Genomic DNA, 23,521 nt, shown 5'->3' on the forward strand with positions numbered 1-23,521 from the left:
TTAAATGTCGGCAAGTAAAAAGAGGTGATATTATTTATTTTATAAAGTGGATGGGCAAAAAAACACCAAATTGGATGGTCTTTTTTTATAAAACTGCTTTAAGATAAGAGAGATAAAGGATAAACTACTAATAAGAAAGTTTAAACGTAAGGACTGACGCCGCATGAACTGGAGACCAGATCGCGCTAGCAAAAAAGCGATTTATAAACAAATTGCAGAATATATTGAAAGCTGTATTTCATCGGGAGCGTTTCCGCCGGATTCTATGCTGCCATCAGAACGAACGCTTGCTGCTGAGCTAAACGTGAACAGAAGCACGGTAGTAGCTGCTTATGAAGAACTGCAGGCACTTGGAATCGTAGAACGTAAAAAAGGAAGCGGCACGCGAGTTAGTTCGAGCATCTGGGGAATTTCCCGTAAACGTATTCCAAACTGGGGAAGATATGTAGAAGACGGTTCATTTTTGCCTAATTTACCGCTCGTACAGCGAATAAGAAGCGAAGCTTTGCGAACAGACTTTGTAAACTTAGCGAGCGGAGAATTAGCGCCTAGCTTATTTCCAAGTGAAGATTTTCAGCGAATATTAGCGGGCATGCCGTTTAATGAGCATTTAGGCTATGATCATCCTCACGGCAATGAACGTCTGCGTGACGCTATTGCTGCTCATGTTCATGAGTACCGGAAAATCTCCACCGATGCTAATTCCATTTTAATCACATCAGGTGCACAGCAAGCACTTCATTTGATTGTTCAGTGTTTGTTAAAACCAGGAGATGCAGTAGCGATTGAAGATCCGTCCTATAGCTATTCACTGCCGCTTTTTCAATCAGCAGGTTTACGAACGTTTTTGCTGCCTGTAGATAAAAATGGAGCCAACCCGGAGGACTTAGTAGAATTACATAAAAAGCATCGCATTCGTATGGTTTTTTTAAATCCGTATTATCAAAACCCGACTGGTATTGTGTTATCAGAAGCGCGTCGAAAGCGGTTTTTAGAGCTTTCTTCAGAATACGGCATTCCGCTTATTGAAGATGATCCTTATTCACTCACGGCATTTGACGGAAATGTACATCAAACGCTGAAATCGATGGACGAGAACGGAAATGTCCTCTATATCAGCTCGCTTTCTAAAATTGTGGCATCGGGCCTTCGAATTGGCTGGATAGTGGGGCCAGAGCAAGTGATTCAGCGCCTGGCAGACGCTAAGCAGCAAATTGACTTTGGCCACAGCATCTTTCCGCAGTGGATTGCTTATCAATTCTTAGATTCTCCTACGTTTTCTTCGCATATTGAAAAGCTTAGACAAGAGCTCAAAAAGCAGGAGTATGCCCTGTCGTCGAGTCTGAACGAATTGCTCGGATCAAAAGTATCTTTCGATTCGCCTCAAGGCGGGATTCACTTATGGTGCAAAGTGAATCAGCCGGTCGATGACTATCGTCTATTGGAAGAATCGCTTAAAAGAGGAGTGGCTTTTGTACCAGGAAGCGTGCTGAGTTCTCAAAGCGGAGCTATTCGCTTTACGTTTGGCAGAGGGGAAGAAGAGGTCATTCGAGAAGGAATTAAACGATTTGCGAGCGCCCTAGAGAGTCTGGAATAGCTATAATCATAGGTAAACGTACCGGATGAAAGTTTTATTTTATTATTTCGTATAGATTGTTATGATCTTGTGCTATACTAAGAGTACCATTAACTTTACTTCTGTATTTGTACCGACTGGCCCTGTTGAAAAACAGGGCTTTTTTTATGTTTGTACACAAAAAAACAGATCCTTTAAAGGATCTGTTTCTGATATGTTGTGTTTCTTATGCTTTTTGAACGTTAGCAGCTTGAGGTCCGCGTTGACCTTGTTCTACGTCAAATGTTACAGCTTGACCTTCGTCTAAAGATTTGAAGCCTTCGCTTTGGATTGCTGAGAAGTGTACGAATACATCGTCTCCACCTTCGCGCTCGATGAATCCAAAACCTTTTTCTGCGTTAAACCATTTTACTTTACCTTGTTCCATAATTGTTGCCTCCTCGTGCGGACTCGCACATTGTGGTACTATTCTTGCTCAAATCTAAAGACGAAAAGTGACAATACTCATACATCCCCACCGAACAAAAATAATTCTCTTACATCTTAGCAGAAATTTCCTATGTTTGCAAGCGCTTTATTTAAAAACCATTCGTATTTTTTAGACAAGTTTTTTATAAATCATGTCTAAAAAATGTCACATTTTGAACATTATAGAAAGGCTATTCTTTGTATTCGCTTTTACTGTAGTTATATAATAATGAAAATATGCTTTTTCTAAAGATAGACGACAAGCATAAGAAACGTACATACTGAGTGCTGAAATGGAGTGGTAAAGATGAAGGTGGGTTTAATTGGTTTAGGAAATATGGGATTACCGATGGCGGAAAATATGATAAAGGCGGGTCATGAACTTGTTATTTATAACCGCACTGCTTCGAAGGCGGAAAGTCTTGTGAAAAAAGGAGCAAAGGTTGTGGAGACACCTGCTCAAGCAGCACAAGAAGCGAATCTTGTCTTTACGATTCTTTCAAATGATGAGGCTTTAGAAGAAGTAACGCTTTCAGAAGCCGGTGTACTTGCAGGCCTTCAAGAAGGTGGTATTCACGTCTCTGTGAGTACTATTAGCGTAGATTTATCGGAAAAATTAACAAGCGCACATGCTGCATCAGGACAGCATTTTGTTGCAGCGACTGTTTTAGGTCGACCCGACGCAGCAGCAGCCGCGGCTCTCAAAGTAATAGTTGCAGGTAATAAAGAAGCAAGAGAGCACGTTTGGCCGCTGTTTGAAGCGATTGGTCAAACTATTTTCACTGTAGGAGACGAGCCTTACTTATCAAATGTAGCTAAGCTTGGCAATAATTTTTTATTAGTATCGATGTTAGAAGCTGTTTCTGAAGCAGTAGTCATGGTAGAACAGTATGGCATGCAAGCGGAGGAGTTTCTTGAAGTGGTTAATAGCTTATTTGCATCTCCTGTGTATAAAAATTACGGCAATTTAATTGCTAAAAGAGACTTTGATCCGGCCGGGTTCAAGCTGGAGCTTGGACTAAAGGATGTAAACCTGGCTATTGATGCAGCCAAAAAAGTGTCCGCTCCGCTTCCGTTAGGAGAGCTTGTGAAAGGTCATTATGAACAAGGAATCGAAAATGGCTGGGGTCATTTAGACTGGTCCGCTTTACTAAAAACAGTTGAAGCTCTAAAAAAAGATAACTAAAAAGATGAAAAGGAGTGCAGCCAGTGAAAGCGAAAGGAAAGTGGGTATGGATTGTATCCTTGATTTCGATTATTTCGTGTCTGCTGTTTGCAGCGGGGCTTGGAATGTCTATTTATGATTATGTTAGCGCCTCAAAAGCTACTGTAAAAGAAATGCCAAAGCCGAAGCAAGAAACAAGCAGCAGTAACAAAAGTACAAAGAATTATACGATTGTCGCTTTAGGTGATTCACTGACAAGGGGAACAGGAGACGCAGCGGGAAAAGGGTACGTTGGGTATTTAAAAGATAATCTTGAAGAAAAAACGAAGAAGAAAATTCTCTTAAGCAACTTTGGAATAAAAGGTCAAACGTCTTCGCAGCTGGCAAGTCAAGTAAAGCAGCAGGAAATTCAGCGGCAGGTTAAGTCGGCAGATACCGTGCTGATCACCATTGGAGGAAATGACTTATTTCAAGGCGGACAAACGCTGCAAAACTTAAATAAAAACAATATTCAAAAGCTAGAAAATGACTATTTAAAAAACGTAGACAGCATCTTAAAAAGCATCCGGTCGGCAAATAAAGACGCGACGATTTTTTTAATTGGTTTATATAATCCGTTTAGTAACCTGCAAGATGCAAAAACGACAACGGCTATTGTACGAGAATGGAATTACAAAAGCAGTGAATTAAGTGCTAATTATAAGCAAACTGTTTTTGTTCCGACCTTTGATTTGTTTCAGCTAAAGGTAGATGACTACTTATATACTGATAAGTTTCATCCTAATGCAAAAGGCTACAAGCTGATCGCAGAACGTGTAGCATCGCTTATTACGTGGTAAGGGAGGGAATGATATGAGTGAAGTAACGCTTTCAGTAAAAGGACTGAAAAAAGTAATAGGAAAACGAGAAATTATCAAAAATATTGATTTTGAACTAAAAAGAGGCGAAGTGTTCGGCTTTTTAGGACCCAATGGAGCCGGTAAAACGACAACGATTCGAATGCTTGTCGGCTTGATTCGCCCGACGGCTGGTTCCATTTATATTTGTGGATACAGCGTATCGAAGCAGTTTACAAAAGCGATGGAGCATATCGGCTGTATTGTTGAAAATCCTGAGCTGTATCCATACTTAAGCGGCTGGGAAAATCTGCAGCACTTTTCACGCATGATTCCTTCTATGACAGAAGAACGCATTCATGAAGTGGTGGAATTAGTTGGCTTGCAAGAGCGTATCCACGATTTAGTTCGCACGTATTCGTTAGGTATGAGGCAGCGTTTAGGAATTGCGCAAGCGCTTCTCGGAAAACCAAAAGTGCTTATTTTAGACGAGCCAACGAACGGACTAGACCCTTCTGGAATTCGGGATATGCGTAAATTTATTCGCTTTTTAGCTGAAAGTGAAGGTCTAAGCGTCTTAGTATCGAGTCATTTACTGAGCGAGATTCAGCTAATGTGTGACCGAGTAGCGATTATCGCAAAAGGAGAAGTTATTCACACAGAATCGGTGAAGACCCTGTTAACTCAGCAAGAGCGCTTACTGTGGAAGCTAGATCCGCAGCCTGCAGGAATAGACGTTTTAAAACAAGTGACGGACTTTGTGCAAGTGCAGGGGGAGTACGTCACGACGTTTTATGAAGAAGCTGAAGTGGGAGAGTGGAACAAACAGCTCATTCAAGCAGGAGTAACGGTAAAAGAAATGAATCGAAAGCTTCCAACTCTTGAAGATTTATTTATCGAAATGACAGGAGGCGAATCGATTGATTAGTTTGGTTCAAAATGAAATGATCAAGCTCGTTCGAAAAAAGCGCCTGTTAATCGTTACCCTTATTATGGGCGTTTTGATTTCTATGTTCACCTACGCTCAGCTTCGCGAAACACAGCGCCTTCAAGAAAAACTAGGAACGACCGATTGGCGCAGTACGCTGCAGCAAGAAATTATCGATACGCAAAACCGGCTGAGCGGAAGCCAAATTTCAGATGATTGGCGCAAGCAGCTTGAAATTCGCGTGGCGCAGCAACAGTATTATTTAGATAATGATATCAATCCTTCGGAACCAGGGGCACCAACGTTTGTGCGAGGGTTCATTGAAAACGCCATTCAGCTTTTGCTGCCGCTGATGATTATGATTATTGCAGCGGATTTAGTGTCTTCAGAGTACAGCTTGGGATCCATCAAGGTATTGTTGACGAGGCCTGTGAAACGGTGGAAAATCCTGCTTAGTAAATATATCACGCTCGTCATGTCCGTCTCGTTTTTAATTTTAATGTTTGGCGTTTTGTCGTACCTCATTTCTGGCGTTGTATTTGGATTTAAAGGCTGGACAGCCCCGATTCTTACGGGATTTAGCGTGCAGGGAAATGACTTAAATACAGCGGACGTTCATTTAATTTCGCAGTGGAGATATATTTTAATGGAGTTTGGTCTTGCTTGGTTTGTCTCACTTGTCGTTGGAACGCTTGCTTTTATGCTGTCTGTTTTAATTAAAAGTACAGCTGCGGGTATGGGCGTGATGCTTGCTTGTTTGATTGCAGGTACAATTTTAAGCAGCATGGTTTCTTCATGGCATTCGGCTAAGTATTTGTTTATGGTTAATTTAAACTTAACTTCTTATCTGCAAGGAACAGCTCCTCCGACTGAAGGAATGACATTAGGGTTTTCCTTGGGTGTTTTAACCATTTGGGGACTTGCCGGGCTGCTCGTGTCGTTTCTGGTATTTACCAAAAAAGACGTGTACTAATTCCGTATAAGTTGACGATAATCAGGAACGTGCGTTATGATTGTGTTAACAAAAAATGCTGTTTTGCTCAAAGGGGAGTAGCTCTTGCAGTAAAGTCGTCATTTCGAGATTATTATCTCCGGCTTTATTGACAATGCAAATTGTTAGCGAGACCTTTGCCAATGTTGCCATTGGTAAAGGTCTGGATACAAACACCTTTACCACATGTGGTAAAGGTGTTTTTTGTTATTTCAAAATGAGAGAGGAGCTTAAAAATGTCAAAACTATCGAGACTGTTAAAAAGCCCCGCTGTAAAAAAAGGAATAAAAAAAGCTGTACCCATTATTATGAAAGAGTTAAAGAAACGAAAATCGAAAAGAAGATAGCAGAAAAGAAAATAAGAAAGGTTGAGTGCTAAGTGAAAAAGTGGATGCTAGTCATATCAACTGCTGTTCTTTTTATGGTCGGCGGCTGTTCTTTTCTTGAAGATACAAGCAGTACGCTGAACTACGCAAACGATGCGAAAGATTACGTGAGTGAAGCACAAAAGTTTGCTGAAGAAATACCGCCTCTGGCGGAAAAAGCTGTTAATGACGACGAGGCAATAAAGAAGCTAGAGCAAAAGCTGCAGGAAATGAAAGGGAAAGCTGAAGAATTTAATCAAACAAAAGCTCCTGACATCGCTTCTGATGTGCACGATCAGCTTGTGCAACAAAACGAAAAAATCATTAGTGGAATTGAAGCGTATGAAGCCAATATAAAGAATGGCAGCTTCAATCCGGAAGCGCTAAAAAACAGTGAATTGTTTCAATCAATTCAAGATGTATCAAGTATTATGAAACAAATTAAAGAATTAGGTCAGTAAGAAAACGCGGCTGAGAAAAAAGTATGTTAACTAAAGAACATCCGAACGATGAATCAAGATTCTTGATGGAGAATCAACTTCGTTCGGATTTTTTTATTTGTAGGTGAACGTAGGTTTCATGTAGGTATGTCTTATGACTCAACCTCGTTTCCCTGTTGTAAATGTAAAATTATATAAATATATCTATTTATTAGAAGACAAAAACCTCCTCTTTCTTTTTTATATCTACGAAATTTTGTTAGAAGCTGTGACAAACTTAATGTCTGCTTTTCATATCCTATGTATAGTACATATATACACACCGCTTGAAATAAATTTTTTTTGAATGAAAAGAGGGCGTGGGAACGTTGATGTATTAGGTAATAAGACTCATTTTAAAAGGAGGGTTCATCCAATTAATAAAAACTATAGTCCTTGGTTTTGAAGAGAGAAACTAAAAAAAATTTTTCCGTTTACAAAAAGTTAATAAAACGCATACAAATGGTTTACTAAAAAATCAAAAAATTTACATCCTTTATAAATCTTTTCTGCTATACTATTTTTGAACAGTTGCTAGATTTATAGCGATGATAACTTACTTGAAAGGTGAATGGTAGATGAAAAAGAATACTCGCAGTAAAACGAAGAAAATCCTATCCACATCACTGGCACTTTCTCTATTATCTATGCCTCTTTTAACTACACAGGCAGGAGCGGAAGAACGTCATCCTGGACAAAGCTCACAGCAAAGCAAGCATCAAGGCCACAATAAAAAAGATGCGCTTGTGAACATACGCCTGATGGAAACAACCGACGTTCATACGAATCTATTAAACTATGATTATTTCAAAGACGCCCCTTATGAAAAAGTAGGTTTAGCTAAAACCGCTACCTTAATCAAAAATGCTCGAAAAGAAGTAAAAAACAGCTTATTAGTAGATAACGGAGACCTCATTCAAGGAACGCCTCTAGGCACGTATAAAGCCAAGATTAACCCGCTGAAAAAAGGTGAAGTTCATCCTGTATTTAAAGCAATGAATCAGCTGGATTACGATATTGCAACGCTTGGAAATCATGAGTTCAACTATGGATTAGACTTCTTAACAGAAGCGTACAACGATGCAAATTTCCCTTACATAAATGCCAATGTCTACGTTGATGATCATGACAACAACCCGAAAAATGATAAAAATAAATTTACGTCTTATAAAATTATGAATAAAAAAGTCGTCGATGAAAATGGAAAGAAACGAACGATTAAAGTTGGTTTCATTGGCTTTGTGCCTCCTCAAATTAACGATTGGGATAAAGCAAACCTTGATGGAAAAGTCATTACAAAAGGTATTGTAGAAACAGCCAACAAATATATTCCGGAAATGAAGAAAAAAGGTGCAGACGTAGTTGTTGCAATGGCTCACTCTGGATTTAGCAGCAACAAGCAAAACACGGAAGATGTCATTTACTCATTAAGTGAAGTAAAAGGCATTGACGCTATTACGTTTTCACACACGCATAAAGTCTTCCCTGCTAAAACGGAAGCTGCGCTAGACGGTTTGTTCCTTGGAGCAGATAAAAAGCCTCTTCCTGGCGTTGATAATGCAAAAGGAACGATCAACGGCGTTCCCGCTGTTCAAGCAGGTTACGGCGGAGGATCACTTGGCTTAATTGACTTAACGTTAAAAGAAGAAAAAGGAAAATGGAAAGTAGTAAGCTCTCAATCGTCCACGCGTGAAACGTATAAAGACGTAAAAGACGCGTCAGGGAAAACGGTTACGCAAAGTACGGTAGAACCGGATAAAGGTGTTATTAAAGCGGTTCAAAAAGATCACGATGCAACGGTTAAATACGTGAACACACCAATCGGTAAAACGACCGATGATATCCACAGCTATTTTTCTCTTGTGCAAGATGACCCGTCTATTCAAGTTGTGACAAACGCACAAAAAGATTACGTAGAAAAATACGTTTCTCAAAACAAGCCGGAATATAAAGACCTTCCGATTTTATCAGTGGGAGCGCCTTTTAAAGCAGGAAGAAACGGCGTTGATGAATATACGGAAATTAAAAAAGGTGACTTAACGATCCGAAGCGCTGGCGACCTGTATCTCTATGACAACACGTTAAAAGCGGTTAAAGTAAAAGGTTCTGTTGTAAAAGACTGGATTGATATGTCTGCCGGTAAATTTAATCAAATTACACTGAACAAAACAGAAGAGCAGGAATTATTAAACCCAAGCTTCCCTGTTTATAACTTCGACGTAATTGACGGCGTTCAATACCAAATCGACGTCACAAAACCAGCAAAATACGATGTGAATGGAAACGTGATTCACGGAGATTCAAGCCGCGTTGTTAACTTAACGTATAACGGCAAGCCGGTTGATCCGAACCAAGAGTTTATCGTTGTGACAAATAACTACCGAGCTGGCGGAGGCGGAAACTTCCCTGGTCTAAAAGGAAGCGAGCTCGTGGTGGATTCAGCGGATGAAAACCGTCAAATTCTAATGGACTACATCACCGAGCAAAAAGAAATTACACCAACAGCTGACGATAACTGGTCCATTGCACCAATTAACGGAACGGCTAACGTGACGTTCACAAGCTCACCGCGCGGAGAAAGCTATTTAACTGAAGGAAGCAACATTACGTATACAAATAAAACGGATGACAAAGGATTCGGCATTTACAAAATTAATTTAAACGGCGAATCAAAAGATAATACAAAGGTTCAGCTGTTAGGCATGAACGACCTGCACGGTCAGCTCGATACAGATACAAAAATCAATTCAAATGGCCAAGCGCTTTTAGCTGGAAATATGAAATATACAGCAGCAGCTATTCGTAAACAAGAAGCTGAAAATCCGAATACGCTTTTAGTTCATGCTGGAGATATGATTGGGGGAAGCCCGTTAGTTTCAGCGCTGTTTCAAGATGAGCCAACGGTTGAAGTGATGGAATCACTTGGATTTGATGTAGGTACGCTTGGAAATCATGAGTTTGATGAAGGCATTGCTGAGCTTCACCGTATGATTGAAGGCGGAGACCATCCAAAAGGCACAAAAGGATACGACGGCATGAATTTCCCGGTTGTAGCAGCAAATGCTTATGATACTTCAACTAATGAATTAATTACGGAGCCTTATGCAATAAAAGAAGTAGGCGGCAAGAAAATTGGCTTTATCGGCGTTGTCACACAAGAAACGCCAAGCATGATTGTTCGTAAAGGAAATGAAAACTTAAAAATTACGGACGAAGCAGAAGCGATTGATAAATACACGGCAGAGTTGAAAAAGCAAGGTATTAAAGCCATTGTAGTACTTGCTCATAATCCATCTAATCAAAATGGAACTTCTACCGAGTTTGATGCAGCAGATATCGCTAAAAAAGTTGACGATGAAGTTGACGTTATCTTTTCAGCTCACAATCACGTATACAACAACAAAGTAGTAGATAACAAACTAATTGTTCAAGCTTATTCATACGGCTCAGCGTTTTCTGACGTAGACGTTGAAATCGACAACACGGGTGACATCGTGAAAAAAGATGCAAAAATTGTAACCGTATATCAAAAAGACTATACGCCAGATCCTGAAGTTTCAAAGATTATGCAAAAATATGAAGACTTAGCGGCACCTATTAAAGCAGAAGTGGTTGGAAAGTCATCTACTGATTTAGCAAAAGGCTATCCGTCTAGCGGAGCAACAGGGGATATCGCACTTGGAAACTTAATTGCTGACGGCATGAAAGCAGAAATGAACGCAGATTTTGCTTTAATGAATGGCGGAGGCGTTCGTTCACAGCTTGATGCAGGTGACGTGACATACGGTGATTTGTTTGCGATTCAGCCGTTTGGCAACGTCTTAAATAAAGTAAAGCTAAGCGGAGCAGATTTAGAAACGGTGTTAAACAATCAAATTACATCATCCGGACTAGATTTCCATATTGCAGGCTTTAACTATACGTGGGACAGTAGTACGAATAAAGTAGTCGATATCACGCTTCCAGATGGAAGCAAAATTGATAAAGAAAAAGAATACACGGTAGTAGTCAATAACTACATGTACGGAAATGAAAAATATGGTATTGGTGCACTTTCTTCAGATATGGAAGTGGGACCGGAAGATTTACAAGCAACGGTAAACTATATTAAAACACTTAAGAGCCCGTTTGAATACAAAGCTGAAGGCCGTATTCAAAACGTGGCAGCTGCTAAAACAGCTGAACAGCAAGAACCTACTTTGAAAATAGCTCAATAAGCCAAAAAAGACTGTCTCATAACTCGGATTTCCAGTTTAGAGACAGTCTTTTTTTAATAGTTTAACTTAAATTTTAAACTCTCAGTCAATGAATTTACGTTATAAAACATAGCTTAATTTTTGAAACAATCACCAAATTGTGGTATTCTCTCCATAAGAAGACTTACGTAAACGTTAAAAATAGTATCAAAGATTTCACTATTTTTTCATTTATCTACGCTATTATGTAAAGTTATATAGAACCTGTAAAAGAACGTGTTCGCTATAGTAAAGGAGCAAATAAAAGTGGCTATTAATCTACAAAAAGGGCAGAAAATTGATTTAACAAAAGGAAGAGAAGGGTTATCTTCTATTACGGTTGGATTAGGATGGGATCCTGTAAAAAAACGCAGCTTTTTTGGTTTCGGAGGAAACGGACCAAGCATCGACTGCGATGCGTCTGTTCTTATGCTCAATTCGAACGATAAGCTTGTAAGTAACTCAGCCGTTGTGTATTTTGGGAATCGTCATAGTAACTGCGGGAGCGTTAAGCATTCAGGCGATAATCTTACCGGAGCAGGTGAAGGGGACGATGAACAAATTTTTGTTAATTTAAAAAATGTTCCCGGAAACGTACATAAACTTGTGTTTGTAGTCAACATCTATCAGTGTGTTGAGCGAAACCAAGATTTCGGTATGATTAAAAATGCTTTTATCCGCGTTGTGGACAGCGCTAAAAACGAAGAGCTTGTACACTTTAATCTATCTGAAGATCATTCAGGAGCAACAGCTTTATTTGCAGGTGAAATTTACCGAGACGGGAATGAATGGAAGTTTTCAGCAACTGGAGATGCAACGAGAGATACTGGATTAGGAGAAATTGCAAACAAATATACAAAATAAACAACTAGAAAAGAGGGAATAAAATGGCTATTAATCTTTCAAAAGGACAAAAAGTAGATTTAACAAAAACGAATCCAGGATTAACAAACGTAGTAGTAGGTCTTGGATGGGATGTAAATAAGTATGACGGTGGAAACGATTTTGATTTAGATTCATCTGTCTTTTTATTAAACGGAGCGGGAAAATGCGCTTCAGAATCTGATTTTATTTTTTACAACAATACGACGGGTGCAAACGGAGCGGTTGAGCATACAGGAGATAACCGTACAGGCGTAGGTGAAGGAGACGATGAGCAGGTTCAAGTAGATTTGAAAAATGTGCCTCAATCTATTGAACGTATCGCGTTCACCATTACGATTCATGAAGCGGAAGCGCGCGGTCAAAACTTTGGCCAAGTAAGCAATGCCTACGTTCGTATTTTAAATGCAACAAATGACGAAGAGTTAATTCGCTATGATTTAGGTGAAGACTTCTCGATCGAAACAGCCGTTGTAGTAGGAGAGCTGTACCGACACGGCGGAGAATGGAAGTTTAATGCTATTGGCAGCGGTTATCAAGGCGGCCTAGCGGCACTTGTAAACGACTTTGGTTTAAACGCCTAATCATTAAAGTAAGAAAACGTACGGAGGATGTTTTTATGTCAATTTCTTTATCAAAAGGTCAGCGCATTGACCTAACGAAAACCAACCCAGGATTAACAAAAGTAATAGTAGGCCTTGGATGGGATACAAACAAATATGCCGGATCTCAGGATTTCGATTTAGATGCATGTGCATTTTTAGCCAATAAATCAAGTCAGGTTGTAAATGACGAGGAGTTTGTTTTTTACAACAATTTAAAAAGTCCAAATGGCGCTGTGGAGCATAACGGTGACAACCGTACGGGTGCAGGAGATGGAGACGATGAGCAAATAGCCGTTGATTTTTCCCTTCTTCCTGACCACGTTGAAAAAATCGGAATTAGCGTCACGATTCACGACGCAGATGCTCGCGGACAAAACTTTGGACAAGTATCCAACGCGTTTGTTCGTCTGATTGATGCTGAAACAAATGAAGAAGTACTGCGATATGATTTAGGTGAAGATTTTTCAATCGAAACAGCTGTCGTTGTATGCGAGCTATACAAGCACGGAAACGACTGGAAGTTTAATGCCATTGGCAGCGGATTTTCCGGTGGCTTGGCCGACCTTTGCCGCAACTACGGATTATCCGTATAAAAAAGGCACGGAATAAATGAAAAAGAAAGGGTGCTTTAACGAGTACCCTTTCTTTTTAGCATGTATATGTCTGAAAAGAAAGGAGCTGTAAGGCGTGAGTAAACTAATTGATCCTCATATCATTAATCTTAACGAGCAAAATGGAACTTCTCTTTTTTCTCAAGATGTTTCTCTGCGAGGTGACTTTATACAAAATGAGCAGCAAATTTCCTACAAACAAGTGGCGGGAAGATATGTAGGCACCCATCTTGATGCGGACGAGTACGCATCTTTTCTTTATGAACTTGCGCATTCATCATCATCGATCCTTGTCCTGCACGATAAGCTTGATAAGTCCATTTCAAATGATAGATTAAAAGAAGTACAAACGATTCTTAAAATTAATCAAGAAGAACGCGGCCTTTCTGTCAATCGACTGTTTGCTTTTTTAGAAGGAAAAAAGCTGATCGTGAAGTCAGAAAATCCCGCTATACATAGAAGAATACGCGAAAAATTTATTGAAACCTTAACGTGTTTTAAAGAACAGCACGCAGAGGGCTTTATGGACGGGCATTTTCAACGCGTATTAATCGATTTAATAAAGTGGCAGTGGAATCATGTGAAGTCTTGGATGGTCGATCAAGCATTTCCTGAACACGCGCCTCGCATCATGTGGTATGGAGATGCGAATAAAAGCGAGCAGTATTTTCTCTATTATTTGATTTTACTAGGTTTTGACGTCCTTACCTTTCATCCAGAGGGAAAGGATCATTTAAAAGAAGTAGATAAGAATCAACATTTAACAACGGTTTATACGTTTCCTTCTACTAGCTCGCTTTTACCTTTTCCAACGGATAAGCCGGTTCGAAAAGGTACGGTAGCATTTCGAGCTTCTCAAGAAATTGAGCAAGTGCTTCATTCAGAGGAGTCTATGCTGTATAAACCGTGGCAATTTCGTTCGTATTTTCCAACTTCAGTTACTCTTAAAACGACGTATGATGAGATTTTTTTATTAATGAGAGAACGGGCGTTTATTCGTCCTAATTTTGAAGTGTCAAAGCCATATGTACACGTGCCGGTTCTGTTTTCAAAAGTGCTTGGCATTTCAAAAAACCGAAAAGAGTACTGGAGTAAAGTGCATGAGCTCATGCAAACAGAAAATGAGTTAGCTCTGACTGTTGATTCTGTTCCTTTTGCTAAAAAAATAGAAGGAAATAATCACTTTCACTACCAAGGCGCTCTCGGAAGTGATGGGACGCTCAGTCCTGATAAAATGATTGAAAGCAACTGGTGGCGCTATAAAGAACTGCCTATCGGGCTTCAGCAAGGGCTAGCTGCAGCTATTTCCAGATACTGTGCACATTCAAAGCTCCTTCGGTTGGATCATGAAGATGCGTATCAGCATCAAATGTACTTGTTTAATCAGTCTTTGAAGCTTCCAAACAACGTGCTTCGCATGCTTCAAAAATTTGATTATACGCAGCACGTCCCTCGGCTCATTATCTATCACGGAAATGAACATGAAACGTTTACGCGTGAAGATGCAGCTTTACTGCTTCTGTTAAATGAATTTGGCGTTGATATTGTTCTTTTTAATCCGACCGGTCAAATAGATATAGAAGCGTTTGTCGAAGAAAAATATTTCGATATACATTGGCTAGAAGATATTAGCTTTAATGAAGAATTCAAAGAGCCGTCGCTCATTCAAAAATGGTTAAAACGAATCTTTTAAAGAAAGAAGGGTTTTTAAATGGGAACAAACGAATTACAGTCTTTAGATGTAAACGAAGCCGAAGAAGTTTTAGAAACAAAGCCTAATGAAGTAAAAGCAAAACTGCGAGAAGAGCCGGAAGTACGTCGCTTAGCAGAACAAATTGATTATAAAAATCAGCTAGCTTTACTTGAGTATGGGAAAGAAACAGCCAATGAAATTTCCTCGTTTTCCGGAAAAGTGCTTAGTACAATTAAATCGTCTAGCATGGAAGAGTCAAGTCAATTATTAAAGCAGCTTGGAAAGATTATGGATAAATTTGATGCAAAGGATTTTGTTGAAGATAAAGGGTTTTTCTCTAAGCTTTTTAAACGCGGTCAAAAAATAGTGGATAAGCTGTTTCAAAAATATGAAACAATGGGCTCTGAAATTGATAAAGTATATGTAGAGATTACAAAATATGAAACTGAAATGAAGCATTCAACCACGACGCTTGAACAGCTTTACGAGCAAAACTATCAGTATTATATGGAGCTTGAAAAATACATTGTAGCGGGCGAAGTGAAAGTAGAAGAGTTAAAACAAGAGGTAAAGGTGCTTGAAGAAAGAGCGTCGAGTGGAAATCAGCTGGCGGCAATGGAGCTTCAAACCTTAAAAAATGCGGTTGAGCTGATGGAGCAGCGATTATATGATTTAGAAATGGCAAAACAAGTATCTTATCAATCCGCTCCTCAAATCCGTATGCTGCAGCGAGGAAATACAAAGCTGATCGGCAAAATCAATTCTGCGTTTATTACAACGATTCCTATTTTTAAAAATGGACTCATTAACGCAATCGCAGCAAAACGTCAAAATTTAGTAGCGGAGTCTATGAACGAATTAGACAAACGCACAAATGAGCTGCTCATTCGCAATGCAGAAAACATTTCACAGCAAAGCGTTAAAATTGCCAAAATGTCCGGTGCTCCTAGCGTAAAAGTAGAAACGATGGAACAAACGTGGAATATTATTATGAAAGGAATGCAGGAAACAAAAGCAATCGAAGAAGAAAACAAACGCCTTCGTGAAGAAGGACTTGTTCGCTTAGCGCAATTTCAAGAAAACTTCAAGGCGCTTGAACATAAGATGTAACGAAAAAGCGGGAATCTTTACGATTCCCGCTTTTTTTGCCTATACGTTTGCTAGAAGTCTGAACCGTAAGAGATTAGTGAAAAGCGTGAAAGGGTATCAGATATAAAAGGAGTATTATCCAAAATAAGATAGTTATTTCCAGAAAGCGTTTGTACACTTTTATGATTTTTTTCGAATTTGTTAAAAAAATCTTTTATAATTTAAGTTAAAAACTTAAAATAATTAAGCTTTTTAAGTTTTTTAGTGGTTTTTAGTTTTTCTTTGCGCTACAATTAGCTCATATCAAAGTAAAAAAGGAGGGTATTTCAATGTATCAAGAACAGCGCATGAGTGCGATTGTTGAATACCTTCATACACACCGTACGATTACGTTAGACGAAATTTGCGATATGTTTACCGTTTCAAAAGATACGGCGAGGCGTGATTTAGTCAAGCTTGAAGAAAACGGCGAGGTTATGAGAGTTAAAGGCGGAGCGACGCTATCGTCAAGTCATATCATTGATTACAGTGAACGGACGCCTACCAAAGCCAAAGAACAAATTGCTAAAGAAGCAGCTTTGTTAATGTCGGAGGGGTATGACGTGCTTTTAGATACGTCTTCTACCATCTCGCTGATGGCGAAGTATATGGATGTAAAGCATGTAACCGTTATTACGAATTCCATTGATAATGTGGATTTGCTCGATCAATATACAGCGTGTGATACGTTTTTGCTGCCGGGAAAGTTTAACGGGAAAAACCGTAACGTCACCGGGCCAAGAACGATTTCTACGTTGCAGGAATACAAAGTAGATCAGCTGTTTTTAGGTACGTGCGGGGTTGGTGCAGATGGTATTACATCTCCAAGTGAAGAAGAAGCATTTTTAAAAAGAAAGATGATTCAATGTGCAAGACAAGTTATTATGCTTGCGGATCATACGAAGTTTGAACGTGAATTTTTACATCGAGTATGTGATATGAGCGATATTGATATCTTAATCACAAATAAAGAGCCAGAAGCGGATGTAAAAGAAAAAATAGAACAAAATCAAGTGCGGCTTATCGTAACAGATTTTGATAAAGGAGAGGAAACACAATGAAGAAAATAAAAGTAGGATTAGTAGGGTACGGATTTTCAGCAACGGTCTTTCACACGCCGCTTTTAAGCGTGTTAGACGAATTTCATATTTCAAAAGTAATGAGCTCAAATTCTGAAAAAGTAAAGAGTGACTTAGAAGATGTTGAAGTAGTGAGCACTCTATCTGAACTTCTAGAAGATGACAGCATTGATTTAGTTATTATTACAACGCCTAGCGGCATGCACTATGAAATGGTGAAAGACGCACTACGCGCAGGCAAGCATGTAATTGTTGAAAAGCCAATGGTTGTATCAGAAAAAGAAGCAAATGAATTAATTCAATTAGCAAAAGAACAAGATGTTCAACTAAGCGTCTATCATAACCGCAGATGGGATAATGATTATTTGACGGTGAAACAGCTGATTGAAGAAGGGAAATTAGGCGACGTTAAAATGTATGAAGCGCATTTTGACCGCTATCGTCCAGCTGTTCGAGACCGCTGGAGAGAAAATGAAGGACCTGGGTCAGGAGCGCTTTACGATTTAGGCTCTCATTTAATAGACCAAGCCTTACACCTTTTTGGAATGCCTGAATTTGTTCAAGCTGATGTATTTGGTCAGCGAGATCATGCACGTACGGATGATTACTTCCACGTAGTGCTTGGATACGGTTCTCTTCGCGTTATTTTACATTCAAGTGCCATTGTGCCAAGCAACGGGCCGCGCTTTCAAGTTCACGGAACAAAAGCAAGCTATATTAAATACGGCATTGACGGCCAAGAAGATATGCTAAGAGCCGGTAAGAAGCCTGTGGACGATACGTGGGGAGCCGACAGCCCTGAACACTACGGGAAGCTGACAACTGGCGAAGGCGAAACGAAAGAAATTCAAACACTGCACGGTTCTTATGTGACGTATTATCAAAAAATTGCCGACAGCCTGCTTCGAGGAGAAGAGCTTCCGGTTTCAGCAGAAGAAGCTCGTGACGTAGTTAAAGTTATCGAAGCGGCATTTGAAAGCAGCAAAGAAAAACGAGCGGTTTATTTTAACTAAGGAGCGAGAAACAGTGAGTAATCATTCGGCAGAGAAACTGCTTGAAAAAGTAGTTCAGCAGGAAAAAGAACTGATCTTTCATCAATTTACAAATGACCAAGCGTTACAGATAGGAACAGCAATTATTAATGAAGCAAAAAATAAGGGGAAAGCCGTTACAGTAAGCATAAAACGAAATGGTCAAACTCTCTTTCAACATGCGATGGAAGGGGCCATTCCCGACCATGAAGAATGGATTAAACGAAAATCAAATACCGTTCTTCGCCACCATCACAGCTCGTATTATATGAAGCTGTACTGCGAGTTAAAAGATCGTTCTTACGCGCAGTTTTATGCAGCGAATCCTCAGGAATTCGAAGCGGTAGGCGGGTCATTTCCGGTTTCGGTTAAAAACGTTGGCGTAATTGGAACCATTACTGTATCAGGCATGTCGCAAGAAGAAGATCATGAACTTGTGACAGATACGATTCGTAGCTTTTTGCAATAAAAATAAGCGGACTTCGTTGGAAGTCCGCTTATTTCATTAAAGGATGAGTGGTGATAAGGCGTGTGTTTTTTCTACATAAATAAAAGCATCATATCGTTTTGACAAGCGAGAAGGAACATAATTTCCGTATTGTTCAATCTCTGGGTCGTAGACAACACCAATGGCGCGGTGGCCTATCGTTGAATGAAAAAATGTTCGGTTTTCCTCTGTGAACATGAGATATTGATCAAAAGCACCTGCTCGGTGAATGGCATCTTCCCAGCTTCCTTCTATAGCTGGAGGAACGGTTAATTCCTGATGACGATTACCCCAGCTATCAGAAGCAATGACCGTGCCGTGATGAGTTCCGAATCCGACGGCGTAAACATGCTTCTGTCCGTATTCTTCACGGGTAAGCTGACCTACATTCACCATGCCGCTGCTTTTCATGTCCGTTGCTCTTGCATCTCCGATGTGAGTGTTATGCTCCCATACAATTCCTTTAGCGCTATCTTTGTAGTAAGCTTGAATATATTTTAAAGCTTCTACCATATGACGATCGCGAATATTCCACGATTCATTGTCGTTGGTAATCATCGTATGATAATAAGCTTCAGCATTGCTTGCTACCAGCGCATTTACCTGCATACTAAGCGCAGCCTCAGGCTCATGAGTATAGGTATCTTTTTTTTGCTGAATGGTTTGTAAAAGCTCTAAGATTTCTACCATGCAGTTCTTTCCGTAAAGGGCAGAAGAAATTCCGTACATCTGTGCTTCGCGATGAAAAGGTTCAAAGCATTCAAAGGCTTTTTTCGCTTTCTTTGCATCAGGCGCGTGGTTGTTTTCTAAGTACTCAATAATAGCTTCCATCGATTCCCACAGGCTGTATACATCTAAGCCGTAAAAACCTACTTTTGGCTGATGTGCTGGCAAGTTGTTGTTATAATCACGAAGCCATTCAATCAAATCATTTATTTCTTGATTGGCCCACATCCATGAAGGCCAGCGGCTAAAAGATCTTAAGACATCTTCGGCATTCGCGTATTGAGTTGTATATCCTTTAATATAGCGATTAACTTCAAAACACGAAGGCCAGTCTCCTTCCACTGCTATAAAGGAAAAATCATGATGCTGAATTAATTCTTTCGTAATAGCTGCTCGAATTTCGTAAAATTCAGATGTGCCGTGAGAGGCTTCTCCGAGAAGTACGTATTGAGCGCGGCTTGCTGTGTTAATAAGGGGCAGTAAGTCATCGACATCAGCAAAAGGCATAGAATGTTTTTTAATGGCTTCTATCATTTGAATGGTTTTTAGCATAGGACCACCTTATGTTTAAGAAATGGATAGCAAGAGCTTGAGACAGCGAGTCTTGCTACCAGTTAACGCGTTTTTATTTTTATGAATTACCTGCTAAAGTGCTTAATGGCAGAATCATTTAAAGAAAAATCTTCTTTAGTAAGCGCCGTTTGATTCTGTGTTTCGCATTCTTTAGTAGGATGCTCTTCTTTTTTAGAAACAGCAGAAACTTCTTCGTTATTTTCATACGTGTGGTTTGTTGACATTATATTTCACCTCTTGTATCTAGTGTTTGAGATACAGAAAATAAAATAAGAAGAAATATCAGGAATACCTTGAAAAGAAAAGTATACGCTTTAAATTATTTGAACTCATGCAAGAAATTGTCTACACTAAACACTGATACATAAATCGAGTGAGGAGAACGTGAAGAGTTTATGAAGTTGATTTCGTGGAACGTAAATGGCATTCGCGCGTGTGTGCGAAAAGGATTTTTAGATTATTTTCAAGAAGTGAATGCGGATGTATTTTGTATTCAAGAGACGAAGCTGCAGGAAGGCCAAATTGATTTGCACCTAGAAGGATATTATCAGTACTGGAATTATGCCGTGAAAAAAGGGTATTCCGGAACGGCTGTTTTTACAAAGCAAAAGCCTTTATCCGTTTCATACGGCGTGGATAAAGAATCAGAAGACGAAGGACGTATTATCACGCTTGAGTTCGAACAATGCTATGTAGTAAATGTGTATACGCCAAATTCTAAAAGAGACTTAGCAAGGCTTGAAGAAAGGCTTCAATGGGAAGATGATCTGCTCGTGTACTTAAAAAAATTAAATAGCCGTAAAGCGGTAGTTTTATGCGGAGACCTAAATGTAGCACATGAAGAAATTGACTTGCGTAATCCGAAGCCAAACCGAGGAAATTCTGGTTTTACAATAGAAGAGCGAGGGAAAATGACGACGCTTCTTGCTAGCGGATTTCTTGATACATTTCGCTATTTATATCCGAATCAAGAAGGATCCTATACCTGGTGGTCATATATGAACAAAGTGCGAGAACGAAATATCGGGTGGCGCATTGATTATTTTATCGTATCGGAGAGAATGAAAGACGTTATTCAAGAAGCTGCTATTCATCCGCATGTAATGGGAAGCGACCACTGTCCTGTGATGCTAGAATTAAATGTACCCTATCTATGATATCTTTCTATATAATAGAAGAAAAACGGAAAAAAGGTTGGTTCACGCGAACGGTTGCGGTATAGTAAACATATTAAAAAGTACAGAATGTTTCATGAGATAAAGGGGGAGACAAAGGTGAAGCGAGACTCGCTGCAAACCATTGAGCACGAAATTGCGCTGCTTGTTCGTCTAACAACGACGCACAGTCCTAAGCTTGGAAGCTTGGACCGTTCTGAATATTTACTGTTAAGCGAGCTAGATCAGCGCAGTCCGCTCGGGATTAATGCATTAGCTGAAAATTTAAAGCTGAGCTTATCTACAGCTAGCCGGCAAGTATCTGCGCTTGAAACCAAACAGTTTGTTCGCCGCTTTCCAAGTCCAGAAAACGGGCGAATTAGTTTAATTGAAATGACGGATTCAGGAAAAGATATTTTGCAGCATGTACAAAACAAGCGTAAACAAGCCTATGCTGAAGTATTGGAAGACTGGTCGGAAGAAGAGATTTTAGCACTGGAAAAAAGCTTATCCCGCTTGAATCTCGATTTTAAAAAATGGCGCAGTAATGGATGTTAAAGCGAATACATATAGATGAACAAAAAGGCTATTGAAAAATAGTCTTTTTAAGTTGAAACAAAGAAGTTGATTTCTTCTTTAAAAGATGTATAATATGTAGTGCTGCTATAACTTGCATGATACAACTTGTACAATAAAATATGTAAGGAATTGTTAGTCATATGAAAAGAATTTAATAAAAGGAGGAATAAATATGAGTCAGAATAATCCAGCAGTAGCCTCCGACAAACAAGGTTTAAGCGTACCTAAATACTTGATTATGGCGATTTTAACGCTATTTTCAATTGGTCCTCAGTATTTTTTGAATTTATCTTACACGGTCAATCAAGTATTGATTCAAAATCGATTTGATGCGAGTACACAAAGCTTACTATTGCCATCTATTATTTCTAACTTGGCATTTGGACTTGGGGTACCGATTGGTCCGATGCTCACGAAAAAATATGGCGTGCGTAAAGCATACTTAACGTTCGTTTTGGTCTTTTTAGCGGGTTCAATTATCAATGTTTTTTCAGAAAACGTTGCGTTTTTATCCCTTGGTCGTCTGATTCAAGGCTTAAGTTCAGGAATGCTGTTTTTAACCATTATTCCAGCTGCGCTGATCTCGTTTCCGAATAAAATCCGAAACTTCTTTTTAGTGTTAGCAATCGGCGGACTGTTCGGTTCAACGGCGATTGGAGCCTTTTTAGGTGCTGTATCTCTTAGCATGGATAATTGGCGCTGGGTTTTTGTTTTAGGAATAATAGCTTCTCTTGTCTGTCTGTTTATTGGATATAAGGTATTACCTGCTCATGATCCAACTCAGCAAGAAGATCGACCAGTGGATAAGAAAAGTATCTTTATTCTTAGTCTTATTATGATTTTATTGGTGTATCCACTGTATGAACTAAGATACGAAGGATTTGCTTCTATTCAAGTGTGGCCGTTCTTACTAGCTGCAGCAGGATTAGTTGTCATTTTTGTCTTAGTTGATTTAGCGGCTGAAAATCCGTTAGTACCATTAAAATCGCTGCTAGCCGTAAAACCAGTTGCAGGTACAATTATGGCAATTGGCGGTCATATGGCGTATATTCTAGCCATTGCAGGTATTAATGGCGTCATGCAAAATGTGCAAAATGCATCGTACACCACGCTTTCTTATTTTTATTTATACTTTTTTGTTGGGGTACTGATTTCAGCGTTTGCAACGACATTCTTATATGACAAATTTGGTCCAGGTTACCTTGGAGCAATTGGATCACTTCTTATTGTCATTGTAGGATTTAGCTGGGTGAACGTATCAGCCGATACATCACTAGTAAGTTTATATGTTCACATTATGCTCTTTGGTATGGGTGTTAGTATGGCACTGGTATCCGGCGCGCTAGGAGCGGCACTAGCCGGAGATTTACATCAAGCTTCGATGCGTTCCATTTCACTGCACTCCATTCGAAATTTATTAGGAGCGATTGTAGCACCTGTGATTGGGTGGTTTGTTGTTCGACAAAATGCGATTTATTATGAAGATTTTCGAGGTCAAATTAGCTCAGTAGATCCTCAGGTGAAGCTGCAGTTATCTGAAATGATCAAACGCTATATGGGTATGGGAATGAGTCAAGCAGACGCAAAAACATCGGCCGTGACGGCTGTTGTAGCAGGCGCTAAAAAAGCGTCGATTTTACATGCGTATCATAACTTATTTTTCATGCTTGGTATTTTAGGCGTAATTATGCTCATTGCTTCACTAAGTAAAGCATGGAGCGGTGAAAATAGAATTCTTGTTCAAAAAGAAGAGGTTCAAGAAGAAGCTGAGCCGCAAGAAGAAAGAAAAATGCTGCCGGCACCTCAAACAGAAGAAACATCTGTATAATATACTAACTATAGAAAGAAGGAACTCCGATGAGTAAAAGTCGTTTATTGGTTACTAACATTGTTGGAATCATTGTGATTTTATTACTAGTAGGCTTTGGTG

At 39.5% G+C, this 23,521-nt stretch carries 21 protein-coding genes; 18 read left to right on the forward strand and 3 right to left on the reverse strand.

Annotated features, from left to right (window positions below; translation table 11 throughout):
* Positions 1–163 precede the first annotated feature (163 nt).
* Positions 164–1,597, forward strand: coding sequence for a MocR-like pyridoxine biosynthesis transcription factor PdxR (gene pdxR / locus ACFX4R_RS24970; RefSeq protein ID WP_034651371.1), 1,434 nt, complete (start codon positions 164–166; stop codon positions 1,595–1,597).
* Positions 1,598–1,802: 205 nt separating this feature from the next.
* On the opposite strand, the gene ACFX4R_RS24975 is transcribed toward pdxR, so the two are convergent.
* Entirely contained in the window at positions 1,803–2,003 is a 201-nt protein-coding gene (locus ACFX4R_RS24975; protein ID WP_013057405.1) for a cold-shock protein, read from the reverse strand.
* A gap of 348 nt (positions 2,004–2,351) precedes the next feature.
* On the opposite strand from ACFX4R_RS24975, the gene ACFX4R_RS24980 reads away from it, so the two are divergent.
* The 14 genes from ACFX4R_RS24980 (at position 2,352) to ACFX4R_RS25045 (ending at position 18,541) form a co-directional block, all read left to right on the forward strand.
* Positions 2,352–3,230, forward strand: coding sequence for an NAD(P)-dependent oxidoreductase (locus ACFX4R_RS24980; protein WP_043983019.1), 879 nt, complete (start codon positions 2,352–2,354; stop codon positions 3,228–3,230).
* A gap of 23 nt (positions 3,231–3,253) precedes the next feature.
* Positions 3,254–4,048, forward strand: a complete 795-nt coding sequence (locus ACFX4R_RS24985; RefSeq protein ID WP_028408234.1) for an SGNH/GDSL hydrolase family protein — start codon at positions 3,254–3,256, stop codon at positions 4,046–4,048.
* A gap of 13 nt (positions 4,049–4,061) precedes the next feature.
* Entirely contained in the window at positions 4,062–4,973 is a 912-nt protein-coding gene (locus tag ACFX4R_RS24990; protein ID WP_043983017.1) for an ABC transporter ATP-binding protein, read from the forward strand.
* Positions 4,966–5,946: an ABC transporter permease gene (locus ACFX4R_RS24995; protein ID WP_013057401.1), complete on the forward strand. Its 981-nt coding sequence runs from the start codon at positions 4,966–4,968 to the stop codon at positions 5,944–5,946. Before ACFX4R_RS24990 ends, ACFX4R_RS24995 begins: the two co-directional genes overlap by 8 nt.
* A gap of 397 nt (positions 5,947–6,343) precedes the next feature.
* Positions 6,344–6,790: a DUF6376 family protein gene (locus ACFX4R_RS25000; RefSeq protein ID WP_052500362.1), complete on the forward strand. Its 447-nt coding sequence runs from the start codon at positions 6,344–6,346 to the stop codon at positions 6,788–6,790.
* Between the two features lie 596 nt (positions 6,791–7,386).
* On the forward strand, positions 7,387–11,025 hold the full coding sequence (locus ACFX4R_RS25005) for a multifunctional 2',3'-cyclic-nucleotide 2'-phosphodiesterase/3'-nucleotidase/5'-nucleotidase (RefSeq protein ID WP_377570772.1): 3,639 nt from the start codon (positions 7,387–7,389) through the stop codon (positions 11,023–11,025).
* A gap of 285 nt (positions 11,026–11,310) precedes the next feature.
* Positions 11,311–11,907, forward strand: coding sequence for a TerD family protein (locus tag ACFX4R_RS25010; RefSeq protein WP_043983012.1), 597 nt, complete (start codon positions 11,311–11,313; stop codon positions 11,905–11,907).
* 23 nt (positions 11,908–11,930) lie between these two features.
* Positions 11,931–12,509: a TerD family protein gene (locus ACFX4R_RS25015; protein WP_013057396.1), complete on the forward strand. Its 579-nt coding sequence runs from the start codon at positions 11,931–11,933 to the stop codon at positions 12,507–12,509.
* A gap of 35 nt (positions 12,510–12,544) precedes the next feature.
* Entirely contained in the window at positions 12,545–13,123 is a 579-nt protein-coding gene (locus tag ACFX4R_RS25020) for a TerD family protein (protein WP_043983009.1), read from the forward strand.
* A 94-nt stretch (positions 13,124–13,217) separates the two neighbouring features.
* Entirely contained in the window at positions 13,218–14,834 is a 1,617-nt protein-coding gene (locus ACFX4R_RS25025; RefSeq protein ID WP_165575055.1) for a YceG family protein, read from the forward strand.
* Between the two features lie 18 nt (positions 14,835–14,852).
* Positions 14,853–15,944 carry a toxic anion resistance protein gene (locus tag ACFX4R_RS25030; protein ID WP_043983004.1) on the forward strand — a complete coding sequence of 364 codons (1,092 nt, stop codon included), beginning with the start codon at positions 14,853–14,855 and terminating at the stop codon, positions 15,942–15,944.
* Between the two features lie 308 nt (positions 15,945–16,252).
* The gene (locus tag ACFX4R_RS25035; protein WP_043983002.1) at positions 16,253–17,023 is read left to right on the forward strand and encodes a DeoR/GlpR family DNA-binding transcription regulator; all 771 of its coding nucleotides are present in this window, start codon (positions 16,253–16,255) and stop codon (positions 17,021–17,023) included.
* Positions 17,020–18,054 (forward strand): oxidoreductase, encoded by a 1,035-nt coding sequence (locus tag ACFX4R_RS25040; RefSeq protein WP_043983001.1) that lies wholly within the window; start codon positions 17,020–17,022, stop codon positions 18,052–18,054. The genes ACFX4R_RS25035 and ACFX4R_RS25040 overlap by 4 nt, the downstream gene beginning before the upstream one ends.
* Before the next feature lie 13 nt (positions 18,055–18,067).
* A complete protein-coding gene (locus ACFX4R_RS25045) occupies positions 18,068–18,541 on the forward strand; it encodes a heme-degrading domain-containing protein (RefSeq protein WP_043983000.1) in 474 nt (157 codons plus the stop codon).
* Positions 18,542–18,577: 36 nt separating this feature from the next.
* Here the strand turns inward: ACFX4R_RS25045 and ACFX4R_RS25050 are convergent, their stop codons facing one another.
* Together ACFX4R_RS25050 and ACFX4R_RS25055 are read right to left on the reverse strand one after the other, a co-directional pair.
* The gene (locus tag ACFX4R_RS25050; RefSeq protein WP_043982998.1) at positions 18,578–19,837 is read right to left on the reverse strand and encodes an erythromycin esterase family protein; all 1,260 of its coding nucleotides are present in this window, start codon (positions 19,835–19,837) and stop codon (positions 18,578–18,580) included.
* 86 nt (positions 19,838–19,923) lie between these two features.
* Positions 19,924–20,082, reverse strand: a complete 159-nt coding sequence (locus ACFX4R_RS25055; protein ID WP_165802510.1) for a hypothetical protein — start codon at positions 20,080–20,082, stop codon at positions 19,924–19,926.
* A 171-nt stretch (positions 20,083–20,253) separates the two neighbouring features.
* On the opposite strand from ACFX4R_RS25055, the gene ACFX4R_RS25060 reads away from it, so the two are divergent.
* From ACFX4R_RS25060 to ACFX4R_RS25070, 3 genes are all read left to right on the forward strand, one after another.
* Positions 20,254–21,015, forward strand: a complete 762-nt coding sequence (locus tag ACFX4R_RS25060) for an exodeoxyribonuclease III (RefSeq protein ID WP_322552116.1) — start codon at positions 20,254–20,256, stop codon at positions 21,013–21,015.
* 117 nt (positions 21,016–21,132) lie between these two features.
* Positions 21,133–21,570, forward strand: coding sequence for a MarR family winged helix-turn-helix transcriptional regulator (locus tag ACFX4R_RS25065; RefSeq protein WP_043982995.1), 438 nt, complete (start codon positions 21,133–21,135; stop codon positions 21,568–21,570).
* Positions 21,571–21,763: 193 nt separating this feature from the next.
* Positions 21,764–23,419, forward strand: coding sequence for an MFS transporter (locus ACFX4R_RS25070; protein ID WP_098999558.1), 1,656 nt, complete (start codon positions 21,764–21,766; stop codon positions 23,417–23,419).
* The last annotated feature ends 102 nt before the right edge of the window (positions 23,420–23,521 follow it).

It is taken from the genome of Priestia sp. YIM B13490 (genome assembly GCF_042787735.1).
GTDB lineage: Bacteria > Bacillota > Bacilli > Bacillales > Bacillaceae_H > Priestia > Priestia megaterium.